13 protein-coding genes are annotated in these 13,909 nt (G+C 55.2%); 6 read left to right on the top strand and 7 right to left on the bottom strand.

The genetic code is table 11. The features are described 5' to 3' along the window. Nucleotides 1-3: 3 nt before the first annotated feature. From rsmG to FDK21_RS08715, 3 genes are all read left to right on the top strand, one after another. Nucleotides 4-684 (top strand): 16S rRNA (guanine(527)-N(7))-methyltransferase RsmG, encoded by a 681-nt coding sequence (gene rsmG / locus FDK21_RS08725; RefSeq protein ID WP_348639243.1) that lies wholly within the window; start codon nt 4-6, stop codon nt 682-684. A gap of 9 nt (nt 685-693) precedes the next feature. After that, nucleotides 694-1,524: a ParA family protein gene (locus FDK21_RS08720; RefSeq protein WP_114008216.1), complete on the top strand. Its 831-nt coding sequence runs from the start codon at nt 694-696 to the stop codon at nt 1,522-1,524. Between the two features lie 77 nt (nt 1,525-1,601). Next, on the top strand, nt 1,602-2,474 hold the full coding sequence (locus tag FDK21_RS08715; protein WP_114008617.1) for a ParB/RepB/Spo0J family partition protein: 873 nt from the start codon (nt 1,602-1,604) through the stop codon (nt 2,472-2,474). 62 nt (nt 2,475-2,536) lie between these two features. Here FDK21_RS08715 and FDK21_RS08710 read toward each other — a convergent pair whose 3' ends face one another. The 4 genes from FDK21_RS08710 to leuS all read right to left on the bottom strand — a co-directional run bounded on the left by FDK21_RS08710 (nt 2,537) and on the right by leuS (nt 8,220). After that, a complete protein-coding gene (locus FDK21_RS08710; protein ID WP_138148211.1) occupies nt 2,537-3,775 on the bottom strand; it encodes a TCR/Tet family MFS transporter in 1,239 nt (412 codons plus the stop codon). 185 nt (nt 3,776-3,960) lie between these two features. Further along, complete coding sequence (gene holA, locus FDK21_RS08705; protein ID WP_138148210.1) at nt 3,961-4,995, bottom strand: DNA polymerase III subunit delta; 1,035 nt, start codon at nt 4,993-4,995, stop codon at nt 3,961-3,963. 83 nt (nt 4,996-5,078) lie between these two features. Further along, nucleotides 5,079-5,615, bottom strand: coding sequence for an LPS assembly lipoprotein LptE (lptE, locus tag FDK21_RS08700; protein WP_138148209.1), 537 nt, complete (start codon nt 5,613-5,615; stop codon nt 5,079-5,081). After that, the gene (leuS, locus tag FDK21_RS08695; protein WP_138148208.1) at nt 5,602-8,220 is read right to left on the bottom strand and encodes a leucine--tRNA ligase; all 2,619 of its coding nucleotides are present in this window, start codon (nt 8,218-8,220) and stop codon (nt 5,602-5,604) included. Before leuS ends, lptE begins: the two co-directional genes overlap by 14 nt. A 220-nt stretch (nt 8,221-8,440) precedes the next feature. Here leuS and FDK21_RS08690 point away from each other — a divergent pair, with 220 nt between their 5' ends. Continuing rightward, on the top strand, nt 8,441-9,112 hold the full coding sequence (locus FDK21_RS08690; protein WP_138148207.1) for a YggS family pyridoxal phosphate-dependent enzyme: 672 nt from the start codon (nt 8,441-8,443) through the stop codon (nt 9,110-9,112). A 19-nt stretch (nt 9,113-9,131) separates the two neighbouring features. Here the strand turns inward: FDK21_RS08690 and FDK21_RS08685 are convergent, their stop codons facing one another. After that, complete coding sequence (locus FDK21_RS08685; RefSeq protein ID WP_348639245.1) at nt 9,132-9,599, bottom strand: L,D-transpeptidase family protein; 468 nt, start codon at nt 9,597-9,599, stop codon at nt 9,132-9,134. 321 nt (nt 9,600-9,920) lie between these two features. On the opposite strand from FDK21_RS08685, the gene FDK21_RS08680 reads away from it, so the two are divergent. After that, nucleotides 9,921-10,604, top strand: a complete 684-nt coding sequence (locus FDK21_RS08680) for a response regulator transcription factor (RefSeq protein WP_114008619.1) — start codon at nt 9,921-9,923, stop codon at nt 10,602-10,604. Between the two features lie 169 nt (nt 10,605-10,773). Then, on the top strand, nt 10,774-11,286 hold the full coding sequence (locus FDK21_RS08675; RefSeq protein WP_114008222.1) for a cyclic nucleotide-binding domain-containing protein: 513 nt from the start codon (nt 10,774-10,776) through the stop codon (nt 11,284-11,286). A 110-nt stretch (nt 11,287-11,396) separates the two neighbouring features. On the opposite strand, the gene acs is transcribed toward FDK21_RS08675, so the two are convergent. Continuing rightward, nucleotides 11,397-13,337: an acetate--CoA ligase gene (acs, locus tag FDK21_RS08670; protein ID WP_138148205.1), complete on the bottom strand. Its 1,941-nt coding sequence runs from the start codon at nt 13,335-13,337 to the stop codon at nt 11,397-11,399. A gap of 212 nt (nt 13,338-13,549) precedes the next feature. Further along, a complete protein-coding gene (locus FDK21_RS08665; RefSeq protein ID WP_138148204.1) occupies nt 13,550-13,909 on the bottom strand; it encodes a Rieske 2Fe-2S domain-containing protein in 360 nt (119 codons plus the stop codon).

The raw sequence follows: 13,909 nt of genomic DNA, 5'->3' as shown, positions 1-13,909 counted from the left end.
TAAATGACGGATATGAGCATGAGAGACGAACAGCAAGGTCAGGCGTTGATTTCTGACATGCTGACGGTTTCACGTGAATCCTTCCACAGGCTGGGGATATATGTTTCCCTTGTGCGAAAGTGGCAGCCAGCGCAAAATCTTGTTGCATCAAAAACACTTGGTGAGATCTGGGTTCGACATGTTGCCGATAGTGCACAGATATTCGCAAATTATCCCCAGGCGCGCCACTGGGTGGATATGGGGTCTGGAGCCGGATTTCCGGGGCTGGTAACAGCCATTTTGCTTGACGATCTGGGGGAAGATTATTCCGTTCATATGATCGAGAGCAATGGGCGCAAGGCTGCCTTTCTGCGGACCGTGGCACGGGAATTGTCGCTCAATGTTACGGTTCACAATGATCGAATCGAAAGCGTTCTGGATGGTTGGGATCAGCCGATTGATGCCTTCAGCGCCCGAGCGCTGACGTCATTCGCCAATTTGTGCGACTTTGTTCGTCCGTACTTGTCGGAAGGGTGTGTTGGCGTTTTCCACAAAGGACGAGACTTCGATCGGGAATTGGAAGAGGTCAGTGTCAGCTGGGACGTAGATCTGATACAAAAAACGAGCAGAACGGATCCGGATGCGCGGATCGTTATTCTGCAAAATCTGTCATCCAAAACGCATAGTGACGCAGATGCAAAGTGAGGCCACTTTATGAGTTCACTGCCGGAATCTCCTCGCGTTCTGACCCTTGCCAATCAGAAGGGCGGTGTTGGGAAAACCACAACAGCCATCAATCTTGGAACCGCTCTGGCGGCGATTGGTGAGACGGTTCTCATCGTTGACGTTGATCCGCAGGGAAACGCCAGCACCGGTCTCGGCATCGATCGTCAGGCGCGTAGCGTTTCGACCGCCGAGTTGCTGTTGAATGAGGCCACTTTGCTGGAAGCTGCCATTCCGACCGCGGTGCCGCGTTTGTCAGTGGCTGCTTCAACGATGGATCTGCTCGGTCTGGAACAGGAAATTTCCGGTTCCAGCGACCGCGCCTTTCGCCTGCGTAAAGTATTGCAAAAGCATGGAGAGTTGGGGGATCAGATCCCGGAAGACAAGCGCTTCACCTATGTTCTGATCGATTGCCCACCTTCGTTGAACCTGTTGACCATCAATGCGATGGCCGCGGCCCATTCCATTTTGGTGCCGCTGCAATGCGAGTTTTTCGCGCTCGAAGGTTTGACCCAGTTGATCCAGACAGTCAATCAGGTGAAGGGAACGCTCAATCCTGAACTGTCTATTCATGGCATTGTCATGACGATGTATGATAGCCGCAACAATCTGTCGAATCAGGTGGTTGAGGATGTGCGCGAGCATATGGGTGACAAGGTGTATGACACCATCATCCCGCGGAACGTCCGGGTGTCGGAGGCGCCGTCCTATGGCAAACCGGCATTGCTTTATGATCTGAAATGCTCCGGCAGTCAGGCTTATCTCAAGCTGGCATCGGAGATTATTCAGCGCGAGAAGAAACTGCGCAACAAGGCGGCCTGAGGCTGGTCGCCCATTTTGGTGGAAGAAGGGGTCCGGACGCGTCAGAAGTCAGTTGATGCCCGGCGGGAATGCGGAATATGGCAAAAAAACCTACAGAGGGAAAACGGTTGGGGCGCGGTCTTGCTGCTCTGATCGGGGATATGGACAATGAAGGGCAGGCGTTGGAACGGGCTCGTTCGCAACGTCGTATCCCAATCGAATTTCTGCGACCCAATCCACGCAATCCCCGCAAGGATTTCATTGAAACCGATCTGGAAGATCTGACGAAGTCCGTCAAGGAAAAGGGCATCATGCAGCCCATCCTGTGTCGCCCGGTTGACGGTCGACAGGACTCGTTTGAGATCATCGCTGGCGAACGTCGCTGGCGCGCGGCCCAAGGTGCTGGACTGCATGAGGTGCCTGTCTTGATCCATGAGGTCAATGACAAGGAAGCGCTTGAGCTGGCGATCATCGAGAATGTTCAGCGCGCCGACCTGAACTCGCTGGAAGAAGCGCTTGGCTATGATCAACTGATCGAGCAGTTCGATTATACGCAAGCCGAACTGGCGGATGTGATTGGCAAGAGCCGTTCCCATGTTGCCAACACTTTGCGTCTGCTGAAACTGCCCGAAAGCATCAAGGAATATCTGAAAAAGGGCGAGCTGACCGCTGGCCACGCCCGTGCACTGATCACGGCGGAAAATCCGGAAGAGCTGGCTCGTCGCATTGTTGAAGACGGGATGACCGTGCGCGACGCGGAAAAAGCCGGTCAGGAAAAGGCCAAAGACAAGAAAGAACCAAAGCCGAAGAAAGAGAAAGACGCCGACACGGTGGCGCTTGAAAAGCGTCTGACGGATCGTCTGGGCTGGAATGTTTTCATCGCGCCGAAGAAAAAGGGTGGCGAGTTGAAGATCCAGTATAAGTCTCTCGAGCAGCTGGATGCGATCATTGAGATTCTCGAAAAGCAATAAGGGCCTTCCAAGGTCATGAAAAAGGGGAGCTTCGGCTCCCCTTTTTTGTTGGCTATTTGGCTTCAGGTGGCTTGAGTCGTGATCGAAATGGCGCGCCGCAAAGGCCACAAAACAAGGAGCGTCAGGAGGGCGGCGACGCCAAAGGCGCCTGCTGGATGATAATATGGGGTGCCTTGGACGGTGAAAAAGGCAAACAGCCAGGTCATAATCAGGGGGCTGATTATGGTGGTGATCGCGCTGATGGACGCAATCGCGCCTTGCAGTTCACCTTGGGCGTTGTCGGAAACGCGCTTGGTCATCAGTCCCTGCATTGCTGGGCCGGTGATGCCGCCCAGTGCACTGAAGGGCAGGAAGAGATAGAGGATCCAGCCCTGAAAGATAAACAGATAACCAAACAAGGCTACGGTTTCGAGCAGGATGCCGAGGAGGGCAACGCGGGATTCACTGATGAATGAGAGCAGCCAACGAATCAGGAAGGCCTGTACCAAGGCATAAAACAAACCAAAAATGCCCAGAGAAATGCCAATTTCGCGGCTCGTCCATTGAAACGCCTCGCGGGTATAGTAGGGCCAGATGGCAGGATAGATATGGGTTGCCAGATGGAACAGGAAAAAGGCGGCCAGGAAAAAGATCAGACCCGGCACCAGACTGGCTTGTTGTAGCGCACCGAGAGGATTTGCTCGTCTCCAGCTAAAGGCACGCCGATTCTCTTCAGAAAGTGTTTCGGGAAAGATGATGGCGCCATAAAGGAAGTTCAAGAAGACCAGAAAAGCGGCTGCAAAGAAGGGCGCGCGGGTGCCAAATTCTGCCACCAGTCCACCGATGATTGGTCCGGCGATGAAACCGAATCCAAAGCCTGCACTGACCATTCCGAAATTGCGGGTTCGGTTGCTATTGTCCGAAATATCCGCTGTTACGGCAAAGGCCGTGGCATGGGTTGCTCCGGCGATGCCGGCAATCAGTCGCCCCACGGCCAGAAGCCATAGGGACGGTGCAAAGCCCATGATCACATAATCAATGCCCAGGGCGGCCAGGGAAATGAGCAAAATGGGGCGCCTGCCAAAGCGGTCAGAAAAATTGCCCAATGTCGGTCCGGTCAGAAATTGCATCAAGGCATAAACGAAGCTGAGATACCCGCCATAGATGGCTGCCTGGCTGATACTGGCGGAGGAAAGTTCCTGTATGAGATCCGGCATGACGGGCAAAATGATGCCAATACCCATCGCATCCAGAAAGACCGTGATGAAGGCAAAGCGAGCGGAATGCCCGTGAGCTGGTGTGGCAGTGGCGTGGTTTGTCATGATTTTTTCCGGCGAGATAGGGCGTTACCGAGCCTATTAAATGAAAGCCCGATAGAGGGATCATCTCCGGAAATACCATCTCTAATCAAGCTATTGATTCTGAAAGCGAGTCTTTGTTCAAAGACTGATTCACGTGAAACGGTTTTTCTCGCTCAAAGAAGGCGGGAAAGGGGTGCCTTAAGCAATCACTTGCGGCTGCGCTGGGCCGTCGCGGCGATCATCAGTAAGGTCTCCGAGATGATGGTCGCAGAGAGATGATAATGTTTGCGGCTGTTGGCAAGGCTCTCGGCCAAAAGCTCACAGGCCCGGGATGCTTTGGCACTGGACCAGATACGCGTTTGGGCCTGTATTTTGCCCTTGCGCTTGAAATGCAGCATTGGGGCGGCACGATCGAGGGCTGATTGCGGTGCGGTTCCCTTGTCCATCAAAGAGAGGCACTTTTCCAGCATCTGAAAATGACGAAGCGCAGCGGACCCGATAACCGATGGATGTTGGCCCGAGCCAAGGCTTTGCTCCATCTGGCGATCCAGCTCACCGATCTGACCGAGCGCTGCGCTATCGATTACCATATCGATCTGGTGGGTGGACGCGTCGCCGACAATGTCGGTGATATGCTGGTCAGTGATTTGCGTTTCGCCCAATGCATAGAGACAAAGCTTTTGGATTTCTGCGCGCGACGCCATGCGGTCTGCACCGAGATTGTCCAGCAACATGGCCCGGGCAGAGTCGCTGATGGTGAGGTTGGCGAGATTGATCTCTTCGTCAATGATGCCATTGAGCGCTTCGCGGGCATCCACATAGCAAGGCAGGGCGACAGCGCTGGTGGCTTTCTCGATGCTCTTGCGAATGGGGCTCGACTTTTTCAGATCGCCTGCCTTGATGATGATATAGGCGTCTTTTGGCGGCGTGGAGAGGACCGGGTCGAGCGCTTTCTGAATGGGCTTGTTGCCGCTGACTTGCAGGATAATGATACGGCAGCCGCCAAACATCGAAATGGTGTTGGCTTCATCGGCAAGGCGCAAGGGATCGGCGGCAATTTCGCTTGAATCAAGCCGTACAGAGGCAAAGGGATCGCTGTTGTCTTTGAGGAAATATTGCGCCAGCCGGTCGGCCCGTTCGGTGATCAGGCCGGTATCCTGACCATAGATCAGGATGACTTTGTACTGAGGATTGGGTCTGGTGATGAAAGAGTCGACCATATTGGCCTTGATCTGCGCCATGTCCAATCCCGTTGTTCGGTGGCTGGGAAGCCGCTGGAGAGGGAAAACTGCCGCTTGGATAAAGCGGCAGCCTGCTTTTCTGATCAGGTGCCTGCAGCAAGATAGGCGGACAGGCGCAGCTGGATGTCGTTGGCGACCTGCTCTGCGGCCCGGTTCTGGGCGTCCAGTTCGGCGCGATCATTGGCAAATCGCTGGGAACTGCGGGCAAAGGAGGCGGTAAAGAAGCTTGAGCCTGTGGTGGCGATTGCATTGTCTGCCAAGCGGATCAGCTTATAAGTGGCAGTGAGGCGCACGCGCGTGGTTTTTGCCAGCCCGGTACCGCTCTCAATATCAAGCTCGTTGGTGATATTCTGCACGTCCATCACCAACCGATAGGCAGGAGTGGAGGGTGATCCGCCGCCAGTGAAGGCGAAAATCAGGTGATTGCGGATTTCCTGCTCCACCCGGTCTTTGGCCGGTGCGATCTCAATGGTCGAGAGTTCAGCCGCCAGTGTCTGTCCGGTGGTGGTGTCGGTCGAATAGAGCGGACGCACCTGACAGGCAGACAAGGCAAGACCAAGGCCCACCAGAAGGGCCACGGTCATGGTGCCGGATTTGAGACGGGATTTAGACGACGACATTGACGATCCTTTTCGGCACTACAATGATCTTGCGCGGGGCTTTGCCCTCCAGCGCACGAACCACAGGTTCGGACGCCAGCACTGCGGCTTCGATTGTAGCCTGATCCGCGTCGGCGGCAATGGTCAATTCGCCACGTTTCTTGCCATTGATCTGAATTGGCAGGGTGACTTCATCTTCCACCAGCATGCTTGGGTCGGTTTTTGGCCAATTCTGGTTGGCAACCAGGCCATCTTTGCCAAGGGCAGTCCAGCATTCTTCCGCCAGATGCGGCATCATCGGAGCGGCCATCAGCAGAAGCATCTCAAGGCTCTCATCGAGCGTTGCAGCAAGGCTTGCGTCTTTGTCCAGCTTGTCCTTTTTGATCACCGAGGCGATGTGATTGACCAACTGGTAGATCTGGGCAACCGAGCGGTTGAAGCCGAGCTGTTCAATGGCCGCTTCCACAGACGCCAAGGTCTTGTGCGTGATGCGGCGCAGGGCAAGCGCCTCGTCAGACAGGCTTGACGGTGCTTCATGCTTGGTATCGCCAAGGAAGTCAGTGGCATCAGCCACCAGTCGCCAAATGCGCTGTACGAAGCGGTGAGCGCCTTCTGCGCCGGCTTCGGTCCAGATTACATCGCGCTCCGGAGGGCTGTCGGACAGCATGAACCAGCGGGCTGTATCGGCGCCGAAACTCTCGATGATGTCAGTTGGGTCGACGGTGTTTTTCTTCGACTTCGACATTTTCTCGATCGAGCCGATGGCGATGCTTTCCCCGGTCTCATTGTGTTTGGCGCTGCGTTTGCCGTCAGCTTCCGAGATGGTGATTTCAGCGGGAGACACCCACCGGCCATCTTCACCTTTATAGGTCTCATGCACCACCATGCCCTGTGTGAAGAGGCCCTTGAATGGCTCTTTCACGGTCATGTGGCCGGTCTCGCGCATCGCGCGGGAGAAGAAGCGGGAATAGAGCAGATGCAGGATCGCATGCTCGATGCCGCCGATATATTGATCGACCGGCAGCCACTCATCCACTGCGTTGGTATCGGTTGGGTTGCTTTCCCATGGCGCGGTAAAGCGGGCGAAATACCACGAGCTGTCCACGAAGGTGTCCATGGTGTCGGTTTCGCGACGGGCTGACTTGCCACAGTTCGGACAGGTGCATTGACGCCAGGTTGGATGACGATCCAGCGGATTGCCCGGTTTGTCAAAATTGATGTCTTCTGGCAGCTGGATCGGCAGATTTTCTTTCTTCTCCGGCACCACACCGCAATCGTCGCAATGGACCATCGGGATTGGGCAGCCCCAATAACGCTGACGGGAAATGCCCCAGTCGCGCAGGCGATATTGCACCTTGCGTTCGGCCTGTGGTTTGTCGCCGATGCTCACGGCTTCGAGCTTGCTGGCAACCGCATCCTTGGCATCCGCGATGGACAGGCCATCGAGGAACTCGGAATTGAAGATCGTGCCTTCGCCGGTATAGGCCTCGTTGCCCACGTCAAAGCTGGCAGCGTCTGCATCTTTTGGCAGCACCACTGGCAGGACCTTGAGGTCATATTTGCGGGCGAAATCAAGGTCGCGCTGGTCATGGGCCGGGCAAGCAAAGATGGCGCCGGTGCCGTAATCCATCAGGATGAAGTTTGCGACATAAACCGGCAGCTTGATGTTCTCATCCAAAGGATGCGTAACGGTCAGTCCGGTATCGAAACCAATTTTCTCTGCCGTTTCCAGCTCAGCCGCCGAGGTGCCCTGCTTATGGCATTCAGCAACAAAAGCCTGAAGGGCAGGATTGTCCTCGGCCAAAGCCTTGGTCAGCGGATGGTCAGCAGACAGGCCCATGAAGGAGGCCCCGAACAGGGTGTCCGGCCGGGTGGTGAAAATCTCGATTTCGCTGTGGCCGTGGGTTTCTTCGGTCAGCTGGAACCGCACTTGCAGGCCTTCGGACTTGCCGATCCAGTTGCGCTGCATCAGGCGCACTTTGTCCGGCCAGCGGTCGAGATTGTCGATCTCATCAAGCAGGTCTTCGGCAAAGTCGGTGATTTTGAAGAACCACTGGGTCAGCTCGCGCTGTTCAACCTCGGCGCCAGAACGCCAGCCCTTACCGTCAATCACCTGTTCGTTGGCCAGAACGGTCTGATCCACCGGATCCCAGTTGACCTTGGCATTTTTGCGATAGGCGAGGCCTTTTTCGACGAAATCGAGGAACAGCATTTGCTGGCGGTGATAATAATCCACGTCGCAGGTGGCGAATTCGCGGTCCCAATCCAGCGACAGGCCCATCAGCTGCAGCTGGGCGCGCATGGTGGCGATATTTTCATAGGTCCAGTCCTTGGGATGAACCTTGTTCTGCATGGCGGCGTTTTCGGCTGGCATGCCGAACGCGTCCCATCCCATTGGATGGAGCACGTTGAAGCCCTTGGCCCGTTTGTACCGGGCGACCACATCCCCCATCGTGTAGTTGCGGACGTGACCCATGTGAATCCGGCCAGACGGGTAGGGGAACATCTCTAGCACATAATATTTCGGACGGGGATCGTCGTTTTTCGTTTGGAAAATTTTCTGGAAATCCCAGGTCTGTTGCCAGCGAGTTTCCGCCTCGCGTGCGTTGTAGCGTTCATTAGCCATTGTATATGCCGAAATGCCTCGATTTATGGTCACTTTCTGGCCTGACCATCATCAGAATTCACCCCTTGCGTCAAGTCCTTTAAAGGTCAGAACCGATTTGGAGCTGTTCAATCTTGCGATGTTGCATGGAAGCGAGTACTTTATCGGCCACAAAGCCAGAGATACAGGCCCGAAGATGGAAGGCCTGACAGGCGTCAAAATTGAGGATTCAAGAAGCAAGATGAGTATATCATCCCAGTTGGCCCGGGTGTGTGAGGCCATCGCGGAGTGCGAAAAACAATCGGAACGAAAACCGGGAAGTGTTTCACTCATCGCTGTTTCAAAGACATTCGACGCCGATGTCATCCGAAAGGCACTGGAAGCTGGCCAACGAGTCTTTGGTGAAAACAAGGTGCAGGAAGCCAAGGGCAAATGGCCGGACTTGCGCGAAGAATTCGACGATGTCGAGCTTCATCTGATCGGCCCGCTGCAATCCAACAAGGCCAAGGATGCAGTCGCCCTGTTTGATGTCATCCACACCATTGACCGGAAGAAAATCGCCCGTGCCATACGGGTTGAGATGGAAAAGCAAAGCCGCGAAATTGACCTGTTTGTCCAGATCAATACCGGCTATGAAGACCAGAAATCCGGAATTCTCCCTGAAGAAGCCGATGATTTCATCGGCTTTTGTCAGGTCGAGTTGGGCTTGAAGATCCGTGGCCTGATGTGCATTCCGCCCTCCGATGATGATCCCAAGGCGCATTTCAAATTGCTGCGCAAGATTGCCAAGCGCAATGACATTGCGGACTTGTCGATGGGTATGAGCGCCGATTATCCTGAAGCCATCAAGCAAGGGGCAACCCTTGTGCGCGTCGGCAGCGCCATTTTTGGCGAGCGCCCACAAAAGCACTAGAAGCCGCTCTGAAATGCGATCAGCGACCAATCTGTATGCACGTGTTCGGGCTCAGACCGGTTAGCAATTGCCTGAAATCAGGTTTGCTTAAGGCAATGCAGCCTTCCGTCGGCAAGTAGCCGGGCCGGGCAACATGCATGAACAGGGCGGAGCCTCTTCCCTTTTTTCGCACGCTGATGTTGATATCGAGCACCACGATCAGGTCATAGAGTGCGTCTTGTCGCCACATCTCTTCATGAGAGGTGGAAAAAGGTAAGCGAACCAGTTGGTTATAGCTTGGATGATCGGGCGCATCGCACCATCCCATGGCCCGATGAAGGGGCCGGAAGGCCAGCCGAGAGCGGGGTTTTGCTTCGCGGTCGGCGCGGTAGAATCCATAAAGCGGTCGGGTGACAAGGATCGATGTGGCGCCATCGCCTTCGCGTTTGTTCACGGTCAGACCAGTTTTTCCCAAGGCACAGGGAAAACAGAATCTGTCGGCCAGCACGTGCCCGCGGTTCGGCGTCAAGCCCGTCGATCTGATGCTTATCCTGTTAAGTGAGCCGCGCAAAAGGATAAATTCCTCGTTCTGTTCGGTATATTGATCCGGTCAATCTGTGTTACAGTTCCGTTTTCTCACGGATTTGTGAGCGCCATCAAATGGTTCTGACAGTGACGTGATTGGCTGTGATTTGCAATTGCAGCCTTCTGTTTCTTTATTGAAGCGAGAATAATCAATGCATTGGGCTTGATTGATCGGATTGAATGGCAACAGAGTTCGGCAGAGGGGTTTGTTGGGCGCGCCTGGTTCCATTCTGAGGATGCGAAAATGACTGCAAGAAAGATATTGCTCGTTGATGACGACACCGAACTGCGCGAAGCCCTTGTGGAGCAGCTGTCCCTGTATGAGGAATTCGACCTCTATCAGGAAGAATCCGCTGCAAAGGGCATCCAAACCGCGCGGTCGGATCATTTCGATTTGTTGGTGATGGATGTTGGTCTGCCGGATATGGATGGCCGCGAAGCGGTGAAATTGCTGCGTAAGGGCGATTTCAAGGCGCCGATCATCATGTTGACCGGCCATGACACGGACTCTGATACCATTCTGGGACTGGAAGCCGGGGCCAATGACTATGTCACCAAGCCGTTCCGTTTTGCGGTTCTGCTGGCTCGGATCCGTGCCCAGCTGCGTCAGCACGAAAATAGCGAAGATGCGACCTTCAGCGTGGGCCGTTATACCTTCAAGCCCGCCGCCAAGCTTCTGTCGGATGAATCCGGCAGCAAGGTGCGCCTCACTGAGAAGGAAACCTCGATCCTGAAATATCTGTATCGCTCAGGAGACAAGCCGGTCAGCCGTGATGTGCTGCTGCATGAGGTCTGGGGCTACAATTCCGGCGTGACGACCCATACGCTGGAAACCCATATCTATCGTCTGCGCCAGAAAATTGAACGCAATCCGTCCAATGCGGAGCTGCTGGTCACCGAAGCGGGTGGCTACAAGCTGGTGCCATAAGGCGATCTGACCGGTTCGTGTGGGTGATCCGGTCGCCCGCCTTGACAAGAATGGCGTGCAAGCGCCTTTATAAAGCATGCCCGGTGGCTTCAATCCGCGGGCATGCTTTGTTATTTTGGCACCGAGCCACATTTCCCAACCCCGAGAAAAGCCGGACTGATGAGATCCCATGAGCCTGACCAGTGATATCGATCTATTGCGCAATGTGCCCTTCTTTGCCGATTTCTCCGAGGATCAGCTGCGCCTGTTGGCCTTTGGCGCGGAATCGCGGATGTATCGCGCCAAGCAGGTGATGTTTCGGCAGGGGGATCTTGCTGATTCCGGGTTTGTTATCAGTGAAGGGCAGGTGCGGATGACCATCACGGTGGATGGTGTCGACCAGCAGTCGCAGATTTTGGGGCCCGGCTCGCTGATCGGTGAAATGGCTCTGTTGGCCGAAACTCGTCGCTCGGCGATGGCCGCCGCGATTGAAGATGTCAAGGTGATTCAGATCCGGCGAATTCTGTTCCGTCGGGTGATGGATGAATATCCCGACCTTGCCGTACAACTGCGCGATAAGCTGGCTGGCCGTCTGAGCAACATGGTGCAGGATCTGGAGCAAGTCCGCTCGATGCTGGACCGCAATCAGGCCGCTGATATGAGCCTTGAAGAGGTTGCGGCTTTTGCCGACAAGCGCGACTAGCGGCTTTCTGCTTCTGGTTGGCACCAGAGGCTTCCAAGCATAACTAAACCCCCGCCGATGTATGATCGACGGGGGTTTTTTGATTATTGGATCAGTTGTTTAGCGATTGCTTAGCGATTCTGGCGGTTGTCGATCAGATCTTCGACGACCGTTGGATCTGCCAGCGTCGAGGTATCGCCCAGCGAGCCAAAATCATCCTCGGCAATCTTGCGCAGAATACGGCGCATGATCTTGCCAGAACGGGTTTTCGGCAGCCCTGGTGCGAACTGGATGAGGTCTGGAGAGGCAATCGGGCCGATTTCGTGACGCACCCAGTCGCGCAGTTCCTTGCGCAGCTCTTCGGATGGTTCTTCCCCTTCCATCAGGGTGACATAGACATAGATGCCCTGACCCTTGATGTCATGCGGATAGCCAACCACGGCGGCTTCAGAGACCTTTTCGTGGGCGACGAGGGCGCTTTCTACCTCGGCGGTGCCCATGCGGTGGCCGGAAACGTTGATCACGTCATCAACGCGGCCGGTGATCCAGTAATAGCCATCGGCATCGCGGCGGGCGCCGTCGCCTGCGAAATAGTAGCCCTTGAAGGTCTCGAAATAGGTGGAAACAAAGCGGTCATGATCGCCATAAACCGTGCGCATCTGGCCCGGCCAGCTGTCGGCAATGCAGAGAATGCCTTCGCATTCGGTCTCGGTGATTTCCTTGCCTTCATTGTCGAGCATCACCGGTTGTACACCGAAGAAGGGCCGCGTTGCGGAGCCGGGCTTGAGGTCCGTTGCACCGGGCAGTGGGGTGATCATGATGCCACCGGTTTCGGTCTGCCACCAGGTATCGACGATCGGGCATTTATTCTTGCCAACCACCTCATAATACCATTTCCAGGCTTCCGGGTTGATCGGTTCACCAACCGAGCCAAGCACGCGCAGGCTGGAAAGATCGGCCTTCTCGACATGCTCGTTGCCAGCCCCCATCAGGGAGCGGATGGCGGTCGGTGCGGTATAGAAGATGTTGACCTTGTGCTTGTCGCAGACATCCCAGAAGCGGGACGGGCTTGGATAGGTCGGGATCCCTTCGAACATTAGGGTGGTGGCACCATTGGCCAGCGGTCCATAGACAATATAGGAGTGACCGGTCACCCAACCCACGTCTGCAGTACACCAATAGATATCGCCATCATGATAGTCGAAGACATATTGATGGGTCATTGAGGCATAGACGAGATAACCGCCTGTGGTATGGACCACGCCTTTTGGTTTCCCGGTGGAGCCGGACGTGTAGAGGATGAAAAGCGGATCTTCGGCATTCATCGGCTCTGGTGGGCAGTCAGCAGAGGCTGGACCGACCACATCGTCATACCAGTGATCCCGGCCATCAATCATCGGCACATCGCCGCCGGTGCGCTTGACCACGAGGCACTTGACGTCATGTTTGACTTTTTCAAGGGCTGCGTCGACGTTGGTTTTCAGAGGCACCTTGCGACCGCCGCGCAGGCCCTGATCGGCGGTGACAACCAGCTTGGCGGTTGAGCCTTCCACGCGATCGGCAAGCGCGTCCGGTGAAAAACCGCCAAAGACGATGGAGTGAATCGCGCCAATGCGCGCACAGGCCAGCATCGCATAAGCCGCTTCCGGGATCATCGGCATGTAGAGAATCACGCGGTCGCCTTTGGCCAAGCCGAGTTCTTTGTAGGCATTGGCCAGTTTGGAGACGCGCTCATGCAGCTGCTTGTAGGTGATTTGCTCGTCATCTGCCGGGTCGTCGCCTTCCCAGATGATAGCGGTCTGATCCCCACGGCTCTCCAGATGGCGGTCGATGCAGTTGGCCGAGACATTCAGTTCGCCATCTTCGAACCACTTGATCGAGACATTGTGGTAGTCATAAGAGGTATTCTTGACCTTGGTGTAAGGCTTCATCCAGTCGAGGCGTTTGCCATGCTCCGCCCAGAAGGCTACTGGATCTGACACCGACTGATTATACATCGACAAATAGGTGTCATTATCAATAAGGGCATTGGATGCCACATCCGCCGGCACCGGATAAACATTGTCCGACATGAGTTCCTCCCAGAACAGGTCCAAATTTGGGTTGCCATCCCGCTACGCAAAAACACGGCGATGGTCTGACGTTCGCGCCCATTATGCTCAGCGGAATGCACCCCGTCCACTGGCTCGATATTGCCCTTTGGTCGGTTGTTGGAGGGTTTTTTGTCAAAGATTGCGCTGAAAGCGCAGGGGTTTACGACTTTGGGCTAGTGTTGCCTGGAGGATCAATCGGGCAACAGGAAGATCTCACCCTGCCGTTTGGTCACCGTGACCGGGCTGAGAGACTGGCCGAAACAGGGGCCGGAGAGGCATTTGCCGTCGGACAAGCGAAAGCGCGCTCCATGGGTGGAGCAGACGATGAGGCTTGGATCGTTCCGGTCTAGAAATTCGTGCGGGAAGGTTTCAAGCGGCGTTTGAATATGGGGGCAGACATTGTGATAGCCGTGCACGGTCCCGTCTGGATCCATTGTAATGATCAGATCCAGATCTTTGTCCCGATGGGTAAGGATCGCGTTAAAGGCGCCGGTTGGCTGCAAATCGGCCAGTTTGCAAAGGAGAATCGGGGCGCTCTTGGGGTTTGGCAT

This window comes from Cohaesibacter sp. CAU 1516 (assembly GCF_005771485.1).
GTDB lineage: Bacteria > Pseudomonadota > Alphaproteobacteria > Rhizobiales > Cohaesibacteraceae > Cohaesibacter > Cohaesibacter intestini.
Note: the sequence above shows the minus strand (reverse complement) of the source record. Positions and strands in the feature narration are given on the sequence as shown.

Coding starts and splice junctions, on each gene's coding strand:
- FDK21_RS08715 (WP_114008617.1), top strand. CDS start 1,602: ATGGCAAAAAAACCTACAGAGGGAAAACGGTTGGGGCGCGGTCTTGCT.
- holA (WP_138148210.1), bottom strand. CDS start 4,995: ATGGCGCAGATCAAGGCCAATATGGTCGACTCTTTCATCACCAGACCC.
- FDK21_RS08675 (WP_114008222.1), top strand. CDS start 10,774: ATGAGCCTGACCAGTGATATCGATCTATTGCGCAATGTGCCCTTCTTT.
- FDK21_RS08680 (WP_114008619.1), top strand. CDS start 9,921: ATGACTGCAAGAAAGATATTGCTCGTTGATGACGACACCGAACTGCGC.
- FDK21_RS08690 (WP_138148207.1), top strand. CDS start 8,441: ATGAGTATATCATCCCAGTTGGCCCGGGTGTGTGAGGCCATCGCGGAG.
- acs (WP_138148205.1), bottom strand. CDS start 13,337: ATGTCGGACAATGTTTATCCGGTGCCGGCGGATGTGGCATCCAATGCC.
- FDK21_RS08665 (WP_138148204.1), bottom strand. CDS start 13,909: ATGCCAAACCCCAAGAGCGCCCCGATTCTCCTTTGCAAACTGGCCGAT.
- leuS (WP_138148208.1), bottom strand. CDS start 8,220: ATGGCTAATGAACGCTACAACGCACGCGAGGCGGAAACTCGCTGGCAA.
- FDK21_RS08710 (WP_138148211.1), bottom strand. CDS start 3,775: ATGACAAACCACGCCACTGCCACACCAGCTCACGGGCATTCCGCTCGC.
- rsmG (WP_348639243.1), top strand. CDS start 4: ATGACGGATATGAGCATGAGAGACGAACAGCAAGGTCAGGCGTTGATT.
- FDK21_RS08720 (WP_114008216.1), top strand. CDS start 694: ATGAGTTCACTGCCGGAATCTCCTCGCGTTCTGACCCTTGCCAATCAG.
- lptE (WP_138148209.1), bottom strand. CDS start 5,615: ATGTCGTCGTCTAAATCCCGTCTCAAATCCGGCACCATGACCGTGGCC.